Source organism: Aquabacterium sp. (assembly GCF_044226965.1).
In the GTDB taxonomy this organism is placed as follows: Bacteria; Pseudomonadota; Gammaproteobacteria; order Burkholderiales; family Burkholderiaceae_C; genus Pseudaquabacterium.
Window position 1 is genome coordinate 17,691 of sequence record NZ_JBGAGA010000063.1, and the last position, 19,742, is coordinate 37,432.

Below are 19,742 nucleotides of genomic sequence, written 5' to 3' on the forward strand. Positions count from 1 at the left end.
TTTTTTCGTTCAGATCTTGCCGCGTTGCTTCAAGCGGCTCAGGGTTTCCGCGGAGAGGTTCAGGTACGAAGCCAGCACCTTCTTCGGCAGCCGCTCGGCTAGCTCGGGATGCTTGCGCTCGAAGCGATGGACGCGGCCGGGGGCGTCCAGCAGGTGCAGCGTGATGGTGTGGGCCAGCACGTCGCTCATCAGGCGCATCACCTCGTACTCGAAGGTGGCCTTGAACTTCGGGTGCTGGTCCATGAAGTCGACCCAGGTGAGCATCGGCAGCTTGGCCACGCGCGCCTTCGTGACGCACATGATGCTGTACGGCGTGGGCGTGTTCAGCCGCCACGCGGCATAGCTGGTCTCGATGTCGCGCTCGGACGCGAAGCGCAGGATCATTTCCTTCGCGTCGGCATTGGTCACCACGCGCTCGAGCAGGCCATCCAGCACGAAGTACTGCTCCATCTCGTGCACGCCCTGGTGCAGCAGGCTGTCGCCCTTGTTGCAGTCGACCACCGTCAGGTGCGGCTCGAGCGCATTCCGTTCGGCGTCGGTCATCTCCTTGAGGACGATGTTCTGCTTCAGCTGCACGCGGATGATGTTGCGTTCAGCGTGCTTGTCGAGTGGTGTCGCGATCATCGGGACGGCAGATTTCGAATCTTGACCGCGGTCAACGGCGTTTCAAAAGCCCGGTTCCTATGATAAGTCCCACTCGATTCGAGCCTGTGCATTCAGTGCACCAGAACCCACGGAGAGACAAGCCGCCATGAGCACCGACACCCCGACCCAAGCGCTGACCGATGGCTTCCATCTGGTGCTCGACGCACTGAAGCTCAACGACATCAACACCATCTTCGCGCTGCCCGGCATTCCCATCACCGACCTCACCCGCATGGCCCAGGCCGAAGGCATGCGCGTGATCTCGTTCCGCCACGAGCAGCATGCCGGCAATGCCGCCGCCGCCGCCGGCTACCTGACGCAGAAGCCCGGCATCTGCCTGACCGTGTCGGCGCCCGGCTTCCTGAACGGCCTGACCGCGCTGGCCAACGCCACCACCAACTGCTTCCCGATGATCCTGATCTCGGGCTCGTCCGAGCGCGAGATCGTCGACCTGCAGCAGGGCGACTACGAAGAGATGGACCAGCTGGCCATCGCCAAGCCGCTGTGCAAGGCCGCGTACCGCGTGCTGCATGCCGAGGACATCGGCGTGGGCATCGCCCGCGCCATCCGCTCGGCCCTGTCCGGCCGCCCCGGCGGCGTCTACCTCGACCTGCCGGCCAAGCTGTTCGCGCAGACGATGGACGCGGTCAAGGGCAGGCAGTCGCTGATCAAGGTGGTCGACCCGGCACCGAAGCAGATCCCCGCGCCCGATGCGGTGAAGCGCGCGCTGGACCTGCTCAAGAGCGCGAAGAAGCCGCTGATCCTGCTGGGCAAGGGCGCCTCGTATGCGCAGGCCGATGCCGACATCCGCGCGCTGGTCGAGAAGACCGGCATTCCCTACCTGCCGATGTCGATGGCCAAGGGCCTGCTGCCGGACACGCACAGCCAGTCCGCCGCCGCCGCGCGCAGCTACGTGCTGCAGGAAGCCGACGTGGTGATGCTGGTGGGCGCACGCCTGAACTGGCTGCTGTCGCACGGCAAGGGCAAGACCTGGGGCGCCGAGAGGGGCCCGAAGAAATTCATCCAGATCGACATCTCGCCCACCGAGATCGACAGCAACGTGGCCATCGAGGCCCCGGTGATCGGCGACATCGGCTCCTGCGTCGCCGCGCTGCTGGCCGGCATCGACGGCAGCTGGCCGAAGCCCCCGGCCGACTGGACCGGCGCGATCGCCGACCGCAAGGACAAGAACCTCACCAAGATGGCCGAGACGCTGGCCAAGCGCCCCTCGCCGATGAACTTCCACTCGGCGCTGAGCGTGATCCGCGACCAGGTGAAGGCGCGGCCCGATGCCATCGTCGTCAACGAAGGCGCCAACACGCTGGACTTCGCGCGCTCGATCGTCGACATGTACGAGCCGCGCAAGCGCCTGGACGTCGGCACCTGGGGGATCATGGGCATCGGCATGGGCTTTGCCGTCGCCGCGGCCGTGACCACCGGCAAGCCGGTGATCGCGATCGAAGGCGACTCGGCCTTCGGCTTCAGCGGCATGGAAGTCGAGACCATCTGCCGCTACAACCTGCCGATCTGCGTGATCGTCTTCAACAACAACGGCGTCTACCGCGGCACCGACGTGAACCAGGGCGGCGGCGCCGACGTGGCGCCCACCGTGTTCGTGAAGAACGCGCGCTACGACAAGCTGATGGAAGCCTTCGGCGGCGTGGGCGTGCATGCGACCACGGCCGACGAACTGCAGCGCGCGCTGGCCGAGGCGGTGGCCTCCGGCAAGCCGACGCTGATCAACGCGGTGATCGATGAAACCGCCGGCACCGAGAGCGGCCGCATCACCAGCCTGAACCCGGCTGCGGCGCTGAAGAAGTAACCCCGTCCCGTCCACAAGACCAAGCAAGGAGCCACTCATGTCCGACAACCTTCCCCTGAAGGGCATCAAGATCATCGACTTCACGCACGTGCAAGCCGGCCCGGCCTGCACTCAGATGCTGGCCTGGTTCGGCGCGGACGTCATCAAGGTCGAGCGCCCCGGCGCCGGCGACGTCACCCGCAGCCAGCTGCGCGACGACCCGAACGCCGACGCGCTGTACTTCACCATGCTCAACAGCAACAAGCGCTCGCTGACGCTGGACACCAAGAAGGCCGAAGGCAAGGCGGTGCTCGAGAAGCTGATCCGCGAAAGCGACGTGATGGTCGAGAACTTCGGCCCGGGCGCGCTGGACCGTATGGGCTTCACCTGGGAGTACATCCAGAAGCTGAACCCCGGCATGATCCTGGCCTCGGTGAAGGGCTTTTCCGAAGGCCACCACTACGAGGACCTGAAGGTCTACGAGAACGTCGCGCAGTGCGCCGGCGGCGCCGCCTCGACCACCGGCTGGTGGAAGGGCGAGAACTCGGCCCCCACCATCTCGGCTGCCGCGCTGGGCGACTCCAACACCGGCATGCACCTGGCCATCGGCATCCTCACGGCCTACATCGGCCGGCAAAAGACCGGCAAGGGCCAGAAGGTGGCGGTGTCGATGCAGGACGCGGTGCTGAACCTGTGCCGCGTGAAGATGCGCGACCAGCAGCGCCTGGAGAAGGTCGGCTACCTCGAGGAGTACCCGCAGTACCCGCACGAGATGGAAGCCTTCGCCAGCAAGGTCACGCCGCGCGGCGGCAATGCCGGCGGTGGCGGCCAGCCGGGCTGGATCCTGAAGTGCAAGGGCTGGGAGACCGACCCCAACGCCTACATCTACTTCACGGTGCAGGGCCACGCCTGGGAGCCGATCTGCGACGCGCTGGGCAAGCCGGAATGGAAGACCGACCCGGCCTACACCACGGCCAAGGCGCGCCAGCCGCACATCGAGGAAATCTTCGCCACCATCGAGGACTTCATCAAGGACAAGACCAAGTACGAGGCGGTGGACATCTTCCGCAAGTACGACATCCCCTGCGCGCCGGTGCTGTCGATGTACGAACTGCTGCGCGACGAATCGCTGCGCAAGAGCGGCTCGATCGTCGAAGTGCCGCACAAGGTGCGCGGCAGCTACTTCACCGTCGGCAGCCCGATCAAGTTCTCGGACATGAAGCCCACGATCACCGCCTCGCCGCTGCTGGGCGAGCACACCGACGAGGTGCTGGCCGAGCTGGGCTACACGCCGCAGCAGATCGCCGCGATGCATGAGGTCAAGGCCGTCTGATCGGCACCGGAAGAAGGCCCGGGGCGCGGGCTGCACACGGGCGGCCTCGCGCAACGTGCAGAAGGAGACACCATGCCCCCGGACATTGACTTGAAGGCCCTCGTGGCGTCGGTGGGCGACGCCGTCGTGGTTTGCGATGCGCAAGGCGCCATCACGTTGTGGAATGCGGCGGCCGAACGCATCTTCGGCTATGCCCAGGCCGAGGCGCTCGGGCAGTCGCTGGACATCATCATTCCCGAGCGCCTGCGCAAGCGGCACTGGGACGGCTACGACAAGACCATGGCCACCGGCATCACCCGTTATGGCCATGACGTGCTGCGCGTGCCGGCGATCAACAAGGCCGGCGCGTCCCTCTCCATCGCCTTCACCGTGGCGATGCTGTTCGACGCCGACCACAAGGTCACCCAGATCATCTCGGTGATCCGCGACGACACCGCCCGCTTCAACGAAGAGCGCGCCCTGCGCAAGCGCGTGGCCGAACTCGAAGCCCAGCTGGCCGCCGCATCCCCCGCGGCAGGGTGACGGTATTCTGTCGGCCGTTGCGGTGCAGCATGTGCCAGCACCGCACCGCGCCGCCGGGCTGCCACCAGGGCCCGAGCCGTCGCGGGCCCGGATTTCTTTTCACCCTGAACTTTCCGCTGACTTAGGAGAACTGTGATGAGCAAGGCACTCGACGGCGTCCGCGTCCTCGACTTCACCCACGTCCAATCCGGCCCCACCTGCACCCAGCTGCTGGCCTGGTTCGGCGCCGACGTGATCAAGGTCGAACGCCCCGGCGAAGGCGACGCCACCCGTGGCCAGCTGCGCGACATCCCCGGTGTCGACAGCCTGTACTTCACGATGCTCAACCACAACAAGCGCTCGATCACGATCAACACCAAGAACAAGAAGGGCCTGGCCGTCCTGGACGAGCTGATCAAGACCTGCGACGTGCTGGTCGAGAACTTCGCGCCCGGCGCGCTGGACCGCATGGGCATCACCTGGGACCACATCCAGAAGCTCAACCCGCGCATGATCGTGGCCTCGGTCAAGGGCTTCGGCCCCGGCCCCTACGAGGACTGCAAGGTCTACGAGAACGTGGCGCAGTGCGCCGGCGGTTCGGCCTCCACCACCGGCATGGACGACGGGTTGCCGATGGTGACCGGCGCGCAGATCGGCGATTCGGGCACCGGCCTGCACCTGGCGCTGGGCATCGTGGCCGCGCTGTACCAGCGCAACACGACCGGCCGCGGCCAGAAGGTGCTGGCGCCGATGCAGGACGCGGTGCTGAACCTGTGCCGCGTGAAGCTGCGCGACCAGCAGCGCCTGGAGCGCACCCACACGCTGCACGAGTACCCGCAGTACCCCGACGGCAAGTTCGGCGACGCGGTGCCGCGCGCCGGCAATGCCTCGGGCGGCGGCCAGCCCGGCTCGATCCTCAAGTGCAAGGGCTGGGAGACCGACCCCAATGCCTACATCTACTTCATCACCCAGGCCGCGGCCTGGCCGGCCATCTGCCGCGTCATCGGCGAGGAGGAGTGGATCACCGACGAGGCCTATGCCACGCCGCAGGCCCGGCTGCTGCACCTGAAGCCGATCTTCCGTCGCATCGAGCAGTGGACGATGACCAAGACCAAGTTCGAGGCGATGGACATCCTGAACAAGTACGACATTCCCTGCGGCCCGATCCTGTCGATGAAGGAGATCGCCTACGAACCCGCGCTGCGCGAAACCGGCACCGTGGTGGAAGTGGACCATCCCACCCGCGGCAAGTACCTGACGGTGGGCAACCCGATCAAGATGTCCGACAGCCCGACCGAGGTGACCCGCTCGCCGCTGCTGGGCGAGCACACCGACGAGGTGCTGGCCCAGCTCGGCTTCGGTGCGGCCGACATCGCGGCGCTGCGCGCCGAGGGTGCGGTCTAGCCGCCGCGACGACCAGACAGCGCCAAAGGAGTCCGATGAACGCGCGAACCATTCCGATCCTTGCCGAGCCTGCCAGCCGGCAGCGCAAGCGCGAGGCGCCCAAGGGCCGCGTCGTCGATCCGGCCGCGGTGCACGAGCTGCGCGCACTGGTCGGCCCGGGCGTGCTGGCGCGCGACCAGCTCATCGAGCACCTGCACAAGCTGCAGGACCACTACGGCCACCTGAGCGCGCGCCACCTGGCCGCGCTGGCGCGCGAGATGGGGCTGGCGCAGACCGAGGTGTTCGAGGTCGCGAGCTTCTACCACCACTTCGACATCGTGAAGGAAGGCGAATCCGCGCCGCCTGCACTGACGGTGCGGGTGTGCGACGGCCTCTCCTGCGAGATGGCCGGCGCGCGCGAGCTGCTGGCGCGGCTGCCGGAGATCCTGGGCCGCGAAGTACGCGTCATCGCGGCGCCCTGCATCGGCCGCTGCGAACAGGCACCGGCCGTCTGCGTCGGCCAGCATCCGCTGGCGAACGCCAGCTGCGGTGCGGTGGAAGCCACCGTGCGGGCTGGCGACTTCAAGCACCGGCCCGCGGGCTACATCGGCTTCGCCGACTACGTGGCCGGCGGCGGCTACCGGCTGCTGAAGCAGTGCATCGCCGGCGACCTCGAGATCGAGTCGGTGATCCAGGCGATGGAATCGTCCAGCCTGCGCGGGCTGGGCGGCGCGGGCTTCCCGGTGGGCCGCAAGTGGCGCATCGTGCACAACGAGCCGGCCCCGCGCCTGATGGCGGTGAACATCGACGAGGGCGAGCCCGGCACCTTCAAGGACCGCCACTACCTCGAGCGCGATCCGCACCGCTTCCTCGAAGGCATGCTGATCGCCGCCTGGGCGGTGGGCATCTCGAAGATCTACATCTACCTGCGCGACGAGTACCACGGCTGCCGTGCGCTGCTGGAGCAGGAACTGGCCTGCCTGCGCGGCAAGCCGCCCTACCCCGGCATGCCGGAGATCCAGCTGCGCCGCGGCGCCGGCGCCTACATCTGCGGCGAAGAGTCCGCGATGATCGAATCGATCGAAGGCAAGCGCGGCATGCCGCGCCTGCGCCCGCCTTACGTGGCGCAGGTCGGCCTGTTCGGCCGGCCGACGCTGGAGCACAACTTCGAGACGCTGTACTGGGTGCGCGAGATCGTCGAGAAAGGCGGCGCCTGGTTCGCCAGCCACGGCCGCCACGGCCGCAAGGGCCTGCGCTCGTTCTCGGTGTCGGGCCGGGTCAAGTCGCCCGGGGTCAAGCTGGCGCCGGCCGGCATCACGATCCGCGAGCTGATCGACGAATACTGCGGCGGCATGCTCGAAGGCCACCAGTTCTACGGCTACCTGCCGGGCGGCGCCTCGGGCGGCATCCTGCCCGCCAGCCTGGGCGACGTGCCGCTGGACTTCGACACGCTGCAGCCGCATGGCTGCTTCATCGGCTCGGCCGCGGTGATCGTGCTGTCCGACCAGGACAGCGCCACCGCCGCGGCGCGCAACATGATGCGCTTCTTCGCGCACGAAAGCTGCGGCCAGTGCACGCCCTGCCGCAATGGCACGGCCAAGGCCTCCGAGCTGATCGAGCAACCCGTGTGGGACCTGGACCTGCTGGCCGACCTGTCGCAGGTGATGCGCGACGCATCGATCTGCGGCCTGGGCCAGGCCGCCCCGAACCCGATCGACTGCGTGGTGAAGTACTTCCCGCACGAGTTGAAGAAGAGCTGAAGAAGGGCTGAAATGAACACGATCACCTTCACCCTCGACGGCCGCGAGGTGCAGGCGCGCGCCGGCGAAACCTTGATCGAGGTCTGCGACCGCGAAGGCGTGCAAGTGCCGCGGCTTTGCTACAAGCCCGGCATGGAGGCGGTGGGCAACTGCCGTTCGTGCATGGTGGAGATCGCCGGCGAGCGCGTGCTGGCCCCTTCGTGCTGCCGCGCGCCCAGCGCCGGCATGAAGGTGACGACCGACAGCGAGCGGGTGAAGAAATCCCAGAAGCTGGTGCTCGAGCTGCTGCAGTCCGACATGCCCGAGGCCGCCTACACCCGCCACAACGAAGTGGACGAGTGGGCGAAGAAGCTGGGCCTGGGCAAGCCGCGCTTCGCGGCGCGCGCGAAGGTGGCGGCCGACGCCTCGCACCCGGCCATCGCGGTGAACCTGGATGCCTGCATCCAGTGCACCCGCTGCCTGCGCGCCTGCCGCGACGAGCAGATGAACGACGTGATCGGCCTGGCCTTCCGCGGCGACCACGCCAAGATCGTGTTCGACATGGACGACGCGATGGGCGGCTCCACCTGCGTGGCCTGCGGCGAATGCGTGCAGGCCTGCCCCACCGGCGCGCTGATGCCCGCGCGCGAGGTGGCGCTGCAGGTGCCGGACAAGCAGGTCGAGTCGGTGTGCCCGTATTGCGGCGTCGGCTGCCAGCTCACCTACAACGTCAAGGACAACAAGATCCTGTTCGTCGAGGGCCGCGACGGCCCGGCCAACCGCGAGCGGCTGTGCGTGAAGGGCCGCTACGGCTTCGACTACGCGCACCATCCGCACCGGCTAACGAAGCCGCTGATCCGCCGCGCCGGCGTGCCCAAGGACCCCCACGCGCCGATGGACCCGACGCGCGTGATGGAAGTCTTCCGCGAAGCCAGCTGGGACGAGGCGCTGGCGCTGGCCGGCGGCCGGCTCAAGGACATCCGCGACACGCAGGGCCGCAAGGCGCTGGCCGGCTTCGGCTCGGCCAAGGGCAGCAACGAGGAGGCCTACCTGTTCCAGAAGCTGGTGCGCACCGGCTTCGGCAGCAACAACGTCGACCACTGCACGCGGCTGTGCCATGCCTCGTCGGTGGTGGCGCTGCTCGAAGGCATCGGCTCGGGCGCGGTGTCCAATCCGGTGATGGACGTGATGAAGGCCGAGGTGGTCATCATCATCGGCGCCAACCCGACCGTGAACCACCCGGTGGCCGCCACCTGGATCAAGAATGCCGCGCGCAACGGCACCAAGCTGATCGTCTGCGACCCGCGGCGCTCCGACCTGGCCCGCACCGCGCACCGCTTCCTGCAGTTCAAGCCCGACACCGACGTGGCGATGCTCAACGCGATGATGCATGTCATCGTCACCGAAGGCCTGGTGAACGAAGACTTCATCGCCAGCCGCACCATCGGCTACGAGGACCTGCGCAAGAACGTCGAAGGCTACAGCCCCGAGGCGATGGCGCCGATCTGCGGCATTGACGCTGACACCTTGCGTTATGTGGCGCGGCTGTACGCCACCAGCAAGGGCTCGATGATCCTGTGGGGCATGGGCGTGTCGCAGCACGTGCACGGCACCGACAACGCGCGCTGCCTGATCGCGCTGTCGCTGATGACCGGCCAGATCGGCCGGCCCGGCACCGGCCTGCATCCGCTGCGCGGCCAGAACAACGTGCAGGGCGCGTCGGACGCCGGCCTGATCCCGATGATGCTGCCGGACTACCAGCATGTCTCGCGGCCCGAGGTGCGCCAGCGCTTCGAGCAGGCCTGGCAGCTGCCGCCCGGCACGCTGGACGACCAGGTGGGCCTCACCGTCGTCGAGGTGATGCACGCCATCAAGGCCGGCAGCGTGCGCGGCATGTACGTGATGGGCGAGAACCCGGCGATGTCCGACCCGGATGCGAACCACGCCCGCGAATCGCTGGCCGCGCTGGACCACCTGGTGGTGCAGGACATCTTCCTGACCGAGACCGCCTACCTGGCCGACGTGGTGCTGCCTGCCAGCGCCTTCCCGGAGAAGACCGGCAGCTTCACCAACACCGACCGGCTGGTGCAGATGGGCCGCCAGGCGATAGCCCCGCCGGGCGATGCGCGCCAGGACCTGTGGATCATCCAGCAGATCGCGCAGCGCATGGGCCTGGACTGGCATTACGGCCATGTCTCCGAGGTGTTCGACGAGATGCGCCACACCATGCCCAGCATCGGCGGCATCACCTGGGACCGGCTCGATCGCGAGCATGCCGTGACCTACCCCTGCATGAAGGAAGGGGACCCCGGCCAGCCGGTGGTGTTCACCGAGGACTTCCCGCGCGAAGGCGGTCGCGCGCGCTTCGTGCCGGCCGACATCATCCCGGCCGCCGAACGGCCCGATGCCGAGTACCCGATGGTGCTGATCACCGGCCGCCAGCTCGAGCACTGGCACACCGGCAGCATGACGCGCCGCGCCACCGTGCTCGACGCGGTGGAGCCCGATCCGGTGGCGCTGGTGCATCCGCTGGACCTGCAGGCGCTGGGCGCACGACCCGGCGACGTGGTGACGCTGCAATCGCGCCGCGGCGAAGTGACGCTGTATGCCCGCGCCGACGACAGCTCGCCGCGCGGCGCGGTGTTCGTGCCCTTCTGCTACTACGAGGCCGCGATCAACCGACTCACCAATGCCGCGCTCGACCCGTTCGCGAAGATCCCGGAATTCAAGTACTGCGCGGTGCGCCTCACCGTGGGGGGCGCCGCACCGGTGCAGGGCAGCTATGGCGGCGGTCAGGTGCTCAGCGGCCTGATCGAAAAACCGGCGCTGGCGAACGCCTGAAGTGGGTCGACAACCCATAACTCATCGTGAATGCACTCGATAATTTCATTTGACTATCAATTATTGATCGACGCTTCTACATTCTCTCCATGCCCTACCGGGCCTAACGCAAGGAGAGAGTGTCATGAGCAAGAACCCACCCCCGCTGTCCGCCCATGCGCCCGGCCACCATGAACTGGAGCGCAACTCGTACAACGCCGCGTTCTACGAACTCGGCCTGCGCTGGCACTGGGACCGCGAGACCTACGATGCCCTGGTGGGCCGCAGCAGCTGCCCGGCCGAATGCATTGCGCACTACCTGGAAACGACCCAGCCCCACCTGCTGAAGGCCTACGATGCAGCCTTCCTGGCGGACGCGATCCAGCAGAAGAAGGCCGCCTACCGCTGCAGCGGCAACGGCCGCGGCTTCGACTGGGCTCGCGCGCTGGACCGCGAGATCGGAACCTGAGATCGAGATGCTCAAAGACACTGGACTGCCCACCCGCTGGATCCGCTTCGACCGCAACGGCCGTCCGAGCTTCGGCGTGCTCCATGACGACGACGTGGTGCACGAATACCGTGGCGACCTGTTCGGCGAGAAGGAGCCGACGGGCGAGCGGTTCCCGCTGGCCGGCCTGACCCTGCTGACGCCCAGCGAGCCCACCAAGGTGATCGCGCTGTGGAACAACTTCCACGCGCTGGGCGACAAGCTCAAGCTGCCGGTGCCGGCCGAGCCGCTGTACCTGCTGAAGGCCCCGAACAGCTACCTGCCGGCCAACGCACCGATCCGCCAGCCCAGGTGCGAAGGCAAGGTGGTGTTCGAGGGCGAGCTCGGCATCGTCATCGGCAGGACCTGCAGCGCCGTGCCCGAAAGCGAAGCGCTCGACCACGTGTTCGGCTACACCTGCGCCAACGACGTGACGGTGGCCGACATCCTGCACCGCGATGCCTCGTTCGCGCAGTGGACGCGGGCCAAGGGCTTCGATACCTTTTGCCCGATGGGGCCAGTGGTGACAAGCGGGCTCGATGCCTCCAAACTCCAGGTCACGACCTGGCTCGACGGCCAGCAACGCCAGCATTACCCGATCAGCGACATGCGCTTCTCGGTTTCACAATTGGTCAGCCTGATCTCCTTCGACATGACCCTGCACCCCGGCGACGTGATCCTGTGCGGCACCTCGATCGGCGTGGGCTCGATGAAGCCCGGCAGCACGGTCGAGGTCGAGATCGGCGGCATCGGCAAGCTGAGCAATCGCTACGGCTAGCCCGCGGGTTTCGACAACTGGAGTTCTCTGCACATCATGAAGATCGCGATCATCGGAGCAGGCGCCATCGGCGGCCTGGTAGGAGCCCGGCTGGCGCAGGCCGGGGAAGAGGTGACGTTCATCGTGCGTGGCGCCAACCTGGAGGCCATCCGCGCCAACGGCTTCAAGCTGATCGAGGCCGACGGCACCGAGAAGCTGACGCGCCAGGTCAAGGCCACCAACGACTATGCCGCCGCCGGCCCGCAGGACGTGGTGGTGCTGGCGATGAAGGCGCACCAGGTCGAGGCCGTCGCAGCCGACCTGCCCAAGCTGCTGGGCCCTGAGACCGTGATCGTCACGATGCAGAACGGCGTGCCGTTCTGGTACTTCCACAGGCATGGCGGCCCGCTCGAAGGCAGCGCGGTGCGCAGCGTCGACCCGCAGGGCAACCTGGCGCAGCTGATCCCGGTGGAGCGCATCATCGGCTGCGTGGTCTATCCCGCTTCCGAGCTGGTGGCCCCGGGCGTGGTGCAGCACATCGAGGGCGACCGCTTCCCGCTGGGCGAGCTCGACGGCAGCGCCAGCGACCGCGTCGCGCGCGTGGCCCAGGCGTTCACCAACGCCGGCTTCAAGGCCCCGGTGCTCGACAAGATCCGCGCCGAGATCTGGCTCAAGCTGTGGGGCAACCTCACCTTCAACCCGATCAGCGCCCTCGCCCACGCCACGCTGCTGGACATCTGCCAGTACCCGCTGTCGCGCGAACTGGCGGCGGCCATGATGCGCGAGGCCCAGACGGTCGCAAACAAGCTCGGCATCGAGTTCCGCGTATCGCTGGAAAAGCGCATCGCCGGCGCCGAGAAGGTGGGCCACCACAAGACCTCGATGCTGCAGGACGTGGAAGCCGGCCGCGCGCCGGAGATCGACGGCCTGGTCGGCGCGGTGGCCGAACTGGCCCGGCTCACCGACACGCCCACGCCGCACATCGACGCGGTCTACGCGCTGGTGAAGCTGCTGGCGCACAAGATGGCAGAGACCCAGGGCCACCTGCGGCTGCAATCGGCCGCCTGAACCGGGCCCCAAGACCCAGAGCACCGGCCCCGATGCCGGTGCCACGCGGTGGCAGGCGAGCGGCCGCTGCCGCCAGGAGACACGCTTGCTGCACACCCGCCGCGCCCGGCCCCTGGCCGCACTGACCCTGGCCGCCAGCCTGCTGGCCGGCTGCGGACCCAACATCCCGTCCACGCTGAAGATCGGCGTCGCCCAACCGCTGTCCGGCCCCTCGGCCGACCGCGGGCAGGACCTGCTCAATGGCGTCACGCTGGCGGTGAAGGAGCTCAACGCCAGCGGCTACAAGATCGCCGGCAAGCCGGTGACGCTGGAAGTGGTGGCCGTCGACGACAGGGCCGATGCGCAGACCGCCAGGCAGGTGGCGCAGCAACTGGTCGACCAGAAGGTCGTCGCTGTCATCGGCCACCTCAGCTCGGACATCACCGAGGCCACGATCCCGATCTACCGCCAGGGCGGCGTGCCGCAGCTCTTCACCTCGTCGGCGGTGGAACTGACGCAACAAGGCCAGGGCAATGCCTTCCGCCTGGTGGCCCATGACGCACTGCAGGCCCAGGCACTGGCCACCTATGCCGCCGGCACGCTGAAGGCCGGGCGCGTCGCCATCCTGTACGAGAACACCGCCTTCGGCACGCCGATGAATCGCGACGTCACCGCCGCGCTGAAGAAGCAAGGCAGGGCGGTGGCGCTGAGCGAAGCGGTCGACAACAAGGGCACCGACTTCGCGGCCTTCGTCGGCAAGCTCAAGGCCAGCCCGCCGGATGCGCTGATCGCCATCGTGCGCGAACACCAGCTGCTGCCGCTGTTCGAGCAGATGCGCGCCGCCGGCCTGTCCGGCCTGCCGGTGCTGGCCACCAGCGTGGCCAAGACCCGCAAGGTGCTGACCGCACCACCGGACGTGAAGCAGCTGTACCTGACCTCCAGCGCCCTCACCTCGAAGGAATTCACCGCCGGCGCCGCCTTCAACACCCGCTTCCGCGCCGCCTACAACGCCGACCCGGTCTGGGCCGCTCACTATGCGTATGACGCCGTCTTCGTGCTGGCCGACGCGCTGCGCGCCACCGACTCGGCCGACCCGCAGAAACTGCGCGAGAAACTGCACACCATCGACGCCAACGCGCCAGTGACCAACCACATGCGCTTCGACGCCGCAGGCGAACAGGCCTACGCCACCGTCACCGTCTACCAGCGGCGCGGGGATGAGTGGGAGACGATGGTGAGGTCCGACAAATGGTAGGCGCGCCGGCCACCTAGGCCAGCAGCGCCCGGTGCGTGCGGATCGCCTCGGCCATCAGGCCATTGAGCTCGCCTTCGCCCCCATGGTCGATGTGCGCCAGCAGCTCGCGGCGCATGCGCGGCTCCCAGAAGCGCTTGATGTGCTGGGCGGCGCCTTCCAGCGCCTCGGGGCGGTCGGGCATCGCTTCGAAGAAGCTGCCGATCTGGTTGGCCATGCGGACCAGGGCTTCAATGTGCACGGCGGGGCTCCGGTGACTTGTCGGCGGCCAGGGCCAGCCGTTCGGGGTGGCAGTAGACGACCAGGTCTTGCTGTCGCGCGAAGCCGACCAGCGTGAGCTTCACGCGCTCGGCGGTGGTCACCGCGAACGAGGTCGGCGCGGAGACGGCGGCCAGCAGCGGCACGCCGGCCATCGCGGTCTTCTGCACCATCTCGAAACTGGCCCGGCTGGTGACCGCGATGAAGCCTGGCGCGGCATCGACACCGTTGGCGGCCAGCGCGCCGATCAGCTTGTCCAGCGCGTTGTGGCGGCCCACGTCCTCGCGCAGCCAGCGCACCTCGCCATCGGCCGAGCACCAGGCCGCGGCATGCACTGCGCCGGTGGCCTGCTGCAGGGTCTGCAGCGCGCGGAACTGCGACATCGCATGCGCGATCGCCTCGCGCCGCAGGGGTGTGCTAGCGCTCGAAAGACGCGGCAGGTCGCGGCTGACATTCGCCAGGCTCTCGGTGCCGCACAGCCCGCAGCCGGTGCGCCCGGCCATCGAGCGGCGGCGCTCCTTCAGGCGCATGAAGGCCGCGTTCGACACCCGCAGCCGCAGCGTGATGCCCAGCGGCCCCGGCTCCTCGTCCACCGCATACAGCTCCTGCGGATGGTCGAGGATGCCTTCGCTCAACGAGAAGCCGAGCGCGAAGTCTTCCAGGTCCAGCGGCGTGGCCAGCATCACCGCATGCGAGATGCCGTTGAATTCCAGCGCCACCGGCACTTCCTCGGCCACCCAGTCGGTCACCGCGAAGGCGCGGCCCGCGCGCACGCCGCGCACCGGCAACGCGGTGGCGCCCTCGCAGAAATCGGGCAGCGCAGGGCTGTCGTCGTCGCGGCTCATCAGTTCGGCGACCGCGTTCATTTGGCACCCACCGCTTCGCTGCCCTGCGCCGCCTGCAGCAGTTCCTGCTGCACCCGGTTGAAGCGGCTGTACTCCTGCTGCCAGGCCGAGGGCTGCATCACCGGCAGCACCTGCACCGCGGTCACCTTGTACTCGGGGCAGTTGGTGGCCCAGTCGGAGTTGTCGGTGGTGATGACGTTGGCGCCCGACTCGGGGAAGTGGAAGGTGGTGTAGACCACGCCCGGCTGCATGCGCTCGGACACCACCGCGCGCAGCACGGTCTCGCCGGCGCGGCTGGTGATGCCGACCCAGTCGCCGGTCTTGATGCCGCGGTCCTCGGCATCGTGCGGGTGGATCTCCAGCCGGTCCTCGCTGTGCCACTCGCTGTTGGGCGTGCGGCGGGTCTGCGCGCCGACGTTGTACTGCGACAGGATGCGGCCGGTCGTCAGGATCAGCGGGAAGCGCTGGGTCACCTTCTCGTCGGTGGGCTGGTACTGCGTGATGATGAACTTGCCCTTGCCGCGCACGAAGCGGTCGATGTGCATCGTCGGCGTGCCCTCGGGCGCGTCGTCGTTGCAGGGCCACTGGATGCTGCCCAGGCGCTCGATCTTCTCGTAGCTCACGCCATGGAAGGTCGGCGTCAGCAACGCGATCTCGTTCATGATCGCCTCGGGGTTGGCGTAGTGCATCGGATAGCCGAGCGCATTGGCCAGCTTCACCGTTACCTCCCAGTCGGCCAGGCCGGCCTGCGGCGGCATCACCTTGCGCACGCGCGAGATGCGGCGCTCGGCGTTCGTGAAGGTGCCATCCTTCTCGAGGAACGAGGAGCCCGGCAAGAACACGTGCGCGTACTTCGCGGTCTCGTTCAGGAACAGGTCCTGCACCACCACGCATTCCATCGCCATCATCGCGGCGGCCACATGCTGCGTGTTGGGGTCGGACTGCACGATGTCCTCACCCTCGCAGTACAGGCCCTTGAAGCTGCCTGACAGCGCGGCACCGAACATGTTCGGGATGCGCAGGCCCGGCTCGGGCTGCAGTTCCACGCCCCAGGCCGATTCGAACAGTGCACGCGTGGTGGCGTCGGACACATGGCGGTAGCCCGGCAACTCGTGCGGGAACGAGCCCATGTCGCAGGAGCCCTGCACGTTGTTCTGGCCGCGCAGCGGGTTCAGGCCCACGCCTTCGCGGCCGACGTTGCCGGTGGCCATCGCCAGGTTCGCGATGCCCATCACGGTGGTCGAGCCCTGGCTGTGCTCGGTGACGCCCAGCCCATAGAAGATGGCGCCGTTGCCGCCGGTGGCATACAGCCGCGCGGCACCACGCAGCATGTCGGCCGGCACGCCGGTGATGGCTTCGAAGGCCTCCGGCGAATTCTCGGGGCGCGAGACGAATTCACGCCACTCGTTGAAGGACTTGGTCTCGCAGCGCTCGGCCACGAAGTCTTCCTTCACCAGCCCTTCGGTGACGATGACATGCGCCAGCGCGGTGACCACCGCGACATTGGTGCCGGGCTTCAGCGGCAGGTGGTAGTCGGCCTTGATGTGCGGCGAGTTCACCAGGTCGATGCGACGCGGGTCGATGACGATCAGCTTGGCCCCCTGCCGCAGCCGCTTCTTCATGCGCGAGGCGAACACCGGATGCCCATCGGTCGGGTTCGCGCCGATCACGACGATGACGTCGGCCTTCTCCACCGACTTGAAGGTCTGCGTGCCGGCCGATTCGCCCAGCGTCTGCTTCAGGCCGTAGCCGGTGGGCGAGTGGCACACGCGGGCGCAGGTGTCGACGTTGTTGTTGCCGAAGGCCGCGCGCACCAGCTTCTGCGCCAGGTAGGTTTCCTCATTCGTGCAGCGCGAGGAGGTGATGCCGCCGATCGATTCGCGGCCGTACTTCGCCTGCAGGCGCTTGAACTCGCTGGCCGCATAACCGATGGCCTCGTCCCAGCTCACCTCGCGCCAGGGGTCGGTGATCCTGCTGCGGATCATCGGCTTCAACATGCGGTCCTGGTGCGTGGCATAGCCCCAGGCAAAGCGGCCCTTGACGCACGAGTGGCCCTCATTCGCCGCGCCGTCCTTCCACGGCACCATGCGCACGACTTGCGTGCCCTTCATCTCGGCCTTGAAGCCGCAGCCCACGCCGCAATAGGCGCAGGTGGTGACGACGCTGTGCTCGGGCTGGCCCAACTCGATGACCGACTTCTCCTGCAGGGTCGCGGTCGGGCAGGCCTGCACGCAGGCGCCGCAGCTGACGCACTCGCTCTCCATGAACGGCTGGTCCTGCCCCGGCGACACGCGGGACTCGAAGCCGCGGCCCGAGATCGTCAGCGCGAAGGTGCCCTGCGTCTCCTCGCAGGCCCGCACGCAGCGGTTGCAGACGATGCACTTGCTCGGGTCGTAGCTGAAGTACGGGTTGGATTCGTCCTTCTGGCTCTGCAGGTGGTTCGCGCCTTCGAAGCCGTAGCGCACGTTGCGCAGCCCGGTCACGCCGGCCATGTCCTGCAGCTCGCAGTCGCCGTTGGCGCCGCAGGTCAGGCAATCGAGCGGGTGGTCGCTGATGTACAGCTCCATCACGCCCTTGCGCAGCTGCTGCAGCTTGGGGCTCTGCGTGCGCACCTTCATGCCGGCCTCGGCCGGCGTGGTGCAGGAGGCCGGATAGCCGCGGCGGCCTTCGATCTCCACCAGGCACAGCCGGCACGAACCGAAGGCTTCCAGGCTGTCGGTGGCGCAGAGCTTGGGCACCTGCACGCCGGCGTCGATGGCCGCGCGCATCAGCGAGGTGCCCTTGGGCACACAAACCTGCTGGCCATCTATTTCGAGCGTTACTTCCTCGGTCGATGTGCGCCGCGGCGTGCCGTAGTCGATCTCGGGGTGGTGGTCGAGCATTGCGGGTCCTCTCTGATCGTCTGGTTCAGGCCGCCGCGCGGTCGGGCGTTTCGAGCCCGAAGTCCTGCGGGAAGTGGTTCAGTGCCGAGAGCACCGGGAACGGCGTCATGCCGCCCATCGCGCACAGCGAGCCATGCAGCATCGTGTCGCACAGGTCGCGCAGCAGCACTTCCTGCTGCGGCCGGTTGATGTTCTGGCGGATGCGGTCGATCACCTCGACGCCGCGCGTCGAGCCGATGCGGCAGGGCGTGCACTTGCCGCAGGATTCGAGCGCGCAAAACTCCATGGCGTAGCGCGCCAGCTGCGACAGGTCGGCCGTGTCGTCGTGCACGACGATGCCGCCATGGCCCACCGTGGCGCCCACCGCGGCGAAGCTCTCGTAGTCCACGGCCAAGTCGAACTGCGATTCGGGTACATAGGCGCCCAGCGGCCCGCCCACCTGCACTGCCTTGATCGGCCGACCCGTGCGGGTGCCGCCGCCATAGTCGTAGAGCAGCTCGCGCAGCGTGACGCCGAAGGCCAGCTCGACCAGCCCGCCGTGGCGGATGTTGCCGGCCAGCTGCATCGGCAGGGTACCGCGCGAGCGGCCCATGCCGTAGTCCTTGTAGTACGCGGCACCCTGGGCCAGGATGACCGGCACGCTGGCCAGCGTGATCACGTTGTTGATCAGGGTCGGCCGACCGAACAGGCCTTCGATCGCCGGCAGCGGCGGCTTCGCGCGCACGATGCCGCGGCGGCCCTCGATGCTTTCGAGCAGCGCCGTTTCCTCGCCGCAGACATACGAGCCCGCGCCCTTGCGCACCTGCAGGCGGAACACGTGGCCCGAGCCGAGGATGTCATCGCCCAGGAAGCCGGCGGCTTCCGCTCGGCGGATGGCTTCGTTCAGCGTGGCGATCGCATGTGGATACTCCGAGCGCACGTAGATGTAGCCCTGGGTCGCGCCGCAGGCGATGGCCGCGATCGTCATGCCCTCGATCAGCATGAACGGGTCGCCCTCCATCGTCATGCGGTCGGAGAAGGTGCCCGAGTCGCCCTCGTCGGCATTGCAGACGATGTACTTCTGCGCCGCCGCGATGCCGGCCACGGTCTTCCACTTGATGCCGGCCGGGAAGGCCGCGCCGCCGCGGCCGCGCAGGCCGGAGTCGAGCACCTCCTGCACGATGGCAGCCGAGCCCAGGCCCAGTGCGCGGCGCAGGCCGGCATAGCCGCCGTGCTGCTGGTAGTCGGCGAGTGACAGCGGGTCGGTCAACCCCATGCGCGCGAAGGTCAGGCGCTGCTGCTTCTTCAGGTACGGAATCTCGTCGGTCAGGCCCTGCTGCAGCGCATGCGCGCGACCTTGCAGGAAGCCGGCGTCGAACAGGCCGCTCACATCGGCTGCCATGACGGGACCGTAGGCCACGCGCCCGGCCGGCGTGGCCACCTCGACCATTGGCTCCAGCCAGAACAAGCCGCGCGAGCCGTTGCGCACCAGCGTGACGGCCTCGCCGCGCGCGGCCGCTTCTTCGGCGATGCGCCGCGCCACGCGCTCGGCGCCCGCGGCCAGCGCGGCGGCGTCGCGCGGGACATAGACCGTGATCGGCGCGGCGCTCATGCGGCACTCCCGGTCTTGGCCGCGCGCAACGGCGCCAGCAGTTCGTCGAGCTGCTGCGGCGTGACCCGCGCATGCAGCTCATCATCGATCTGGATCGCCGGCGACGAGGCGCACAGGCCCAGGCAGTAGGCCGGCTCCAGCGTCACCGCGCCGTCGGCGGAGTGCTCGTGCAGCCCGCAGCCCAGCGCGGCCTGCGCATGGGCCAGCAGGCTCTCGGCGCCCAGCGCCTGGCAGGCCTCGGCGCGGCACACCTGCAGCACGTGGCGCGCCGGCTTGGTCTGGCGGAAGTGGTGGTAGTAGGTGATGACGCCATGCACCTCGGCGCGCGAGAGGTTCAGCGCGCCGGCGATCTCGGGCACCACGTTGGGCGGCACGCAGCCCAGCGCGTCCTGCACGCCATG

At 68.1% G+C, this 19,742-nt stretch carries 16 protein-coding genes; 10 read left to right on the forward strand and 6 right to left on the reverse strand.

The window, feature by feature from the left end; all coding sequences use genetic code 11:
- Nucleotides 1–9: 9 nt before the first annotated feature.
- Nucleotides 10–624, reverse strand: coding sequence for a Crp/Fnr family transcriptional regulator (locus ACILR4_RS22285; RefSeq protein ID WP_395703080.1), 615 nt, complete (start codon nucleotides 622–624; stop codon nucleotides 10–12).
- Between the two features lie 127 nt (nucleotides 625–751).
- Between ACILR4_RS22285 and oxc the strand changes: the two genes are divergently transcribed.
- The 10 genes from oxc to ACILR4_RS22335 all read left to right on the forward strand — a co-directional run bounded on the left by oxc (nucleotide 752) and on the right by ACILR4_RS22335 (nucleotide 13,768).
- On the forward strand, nucleotides 752–2,467 hold the full coding sequence (oxc, locus tag ACILR4_RS22290; RefSeq protein WP_395703081.1) for an oxalyl-CoA decarboxylase: 1,716 nt from the start codon (nucleotides 752–754) through the stop codon (nucleotides 2,465–2,467).
- A gap of 37 nt (nucleotides 2,468–2,504) precedes the next feature.
- A complete protein-coding gene (frc, locus tag ACILR4_RS22295; RefSeq protein WP_395703082.1) occupies nucleotides 2,505–3,779 on the forward strand; it encodes a formyl-CoA transferase in 1,275 nt (424 codons plus the stop codon).
- A gap of 72 nt (nucleotides 3,780–3,851) precedes the next feature.
- Entirely contained in the window at nucleotides 3,852–4,301 is a 450-nt protein-coding gene (locus tag ACILR4_RS22300; protein ID WP_395703083.1) for a PAS domain-containing protein, read from the forward strand.
- 135 nt (nucleotides 4,302–4,436) lie between these two features.
- Nucleotides 4,437–5,684 (forward strand): formyl-CoA transferase, encoded by a 1,248-nt coding sequence (gene frc / locus ACILR4_RS22305; protein ID WP_395703084.1) that lies wholly within the window; start codon nucleotides 4,437–4,439, stop codon nucleotides 5,682–5,684.
- Nucleotides 5,685–5,719: 35 nt separating this feature from the next.
- Nucleotides 5,720–7,423 (forward strand): NADH-ubiquinone oxidoreductase-F iron-sulfur binding region domain-containing protein, encoded by a 1,704-nt coding sequence (locus tag ACILR4_RS22310; RefSeq protein WP_395703085.1) that lies wholly within the window; start codon nucleotides 5,720–5,722, stop codon nucleotides 7,421–7,423.
- Nucleotides 7,424–7,435: 12 nt separating this feature from the next.
- Nucleotides 7,436–10,243 (forward strand): formate dehydrogenase subunit alpha, encoded by a 2,808-nt coding sequence (gene fdhF, locus ACILR4_RS22315; RefSeq protein ID WP_395703086.1) that lies wholly within the window; start codon nucleotides 7,436–7,438, stop codon nucleotides 10,241–10,243.
- Nucleotides 10,244–10,367: 124 nt separating this feature from the next.
- Nucleotides 10,368–10,691 carry a hypothetical protein gene (locus ACILR4_RS22320; protein WP_395703087.1) on the forward strand — a complete coding sequence of 108 codons (324 nt, stop codon included), beginning with the start codon at nucleotides 10,368–10,370 and terminating at the stop codon, nucleotides 10,689–10,691.
- Nucleotides 10,692–10,698: 7 nt separating this feature from the next.
- Nucleotides 10,699–11,487: a fumarylacetoacetate hydrolase family protein gene (locus tag ACILR4_RS22325; protein WP_395703088.1), complete on the forward strand. Its 789-nt coding sequence runs from the start codon at nucleotides 10,699–10,701 to the stop codon at nucleotides 11,485–11,487.
- A gap of 36 nt (nucleotides 11,488–11,523) precedes the next feature.
- Nucleotides 11,524–12,534, forward strand: a complete 1,011-nt coding sequence (locus ACILR4_RS22330; RefSeq protein WP_395703089.1) for a 2-dehydropantoate 2-reductase — start codon at nucleotides 11,524–11,526, stop codon at nucleotides 12,532–12,534.
- Nucleotides 12,535–12,619: 85 nt separating this feature from the next.
- The gene (locus ACILR4_RS22335) at nucleotides 12,620–13,768 is read left to right on the forward strand and encodes a branched-chain amino acid ABC transporter substrate-binding protein (RefSeq protein WP_395703090.1); all 1,149 of its coding nucleotides are present in this window, start codon (nucleotides 12,620–12,622) and stop codon (nucleotides 13,766–13,768) included.
- A 13-nt stretch (nucleotides 13,769–13,781) separates the two neighbouring features.
- On the opposite strand, the gene ACILR4_RS22340 is transcribed toward ACILR4_RS22335, so the two are convergent.
- The 5 genes from ACILR4_RS22340 to ACILR4_RS22360 all read right to left on the reverse strand — a co-directional run.
- Nucleotides 13,782–14,006, reverse strand: coding sequence for a formate dehydrogenase subunit delta (locus tag ACILR4_RS22340; RefSeq protein WP_395703091.1), 225 nt, complete (start codon nucleotides 14,004–14,006; stop codon nucleotides 13,782–13,784).
- The gene (gene fdhD, locus ACILR4_RS22345; protein WP_395703096.1) at nucleotides 13,996–14,868 is read right to left on the reverse strand and encodes a formate dehydrogenase accessory sulfurtransferase FdhD; all 873 of its coding nucleotides are present in this window, start codon (nucleotides 14,866–14,868) and stop codon (nucleotides 13,996–13,998) included. The genes ACILR4_RS22340 and fdhD overlap by 11 nt, the downstream gene beginning before the upstream one ends.
- A 17-nt stretch (nucleotides 14,869–14,885) precedes the next feature.
- Nucleotides 14,886–17,750 (reverse strand): formate dehydrogenase subunit alpha, encoded by a 2,865-nt coding sequence (gene fdhF, locus ACILR4_RS22350; RefSeq protein WP_395703092.1) that lies wholly within the window; start codon nucleotides 17,748–17,750, stop codon nucleotides 14,886–14,888.
- A gap of 25 nt (nucleotides 17,751–17,775) precedes the next feature.
- Nucleotides 17,776–19,341, reverse strand: coding sequence for a formate dehydrogenase beta subunit (locus ACILR4_RS22355; protein ID WP_395703093.1), 1,566 nt, complete (start codon nucleotides 19,339–19,341; stop codon nucleotides 17,776–17,778).
- Nucleotides 19,338–19,742: formate dehydrogenase subunit gamma (locus tag ACILR4_RS22360; protein ID WP_395703094.1), on the reverse strand; the 405-nt coding region annotated here is incomplete at its 5' end. The genes ACILR4_RS22360 and ACILR4_RS22355, both read right to left, overlap by 4 nt.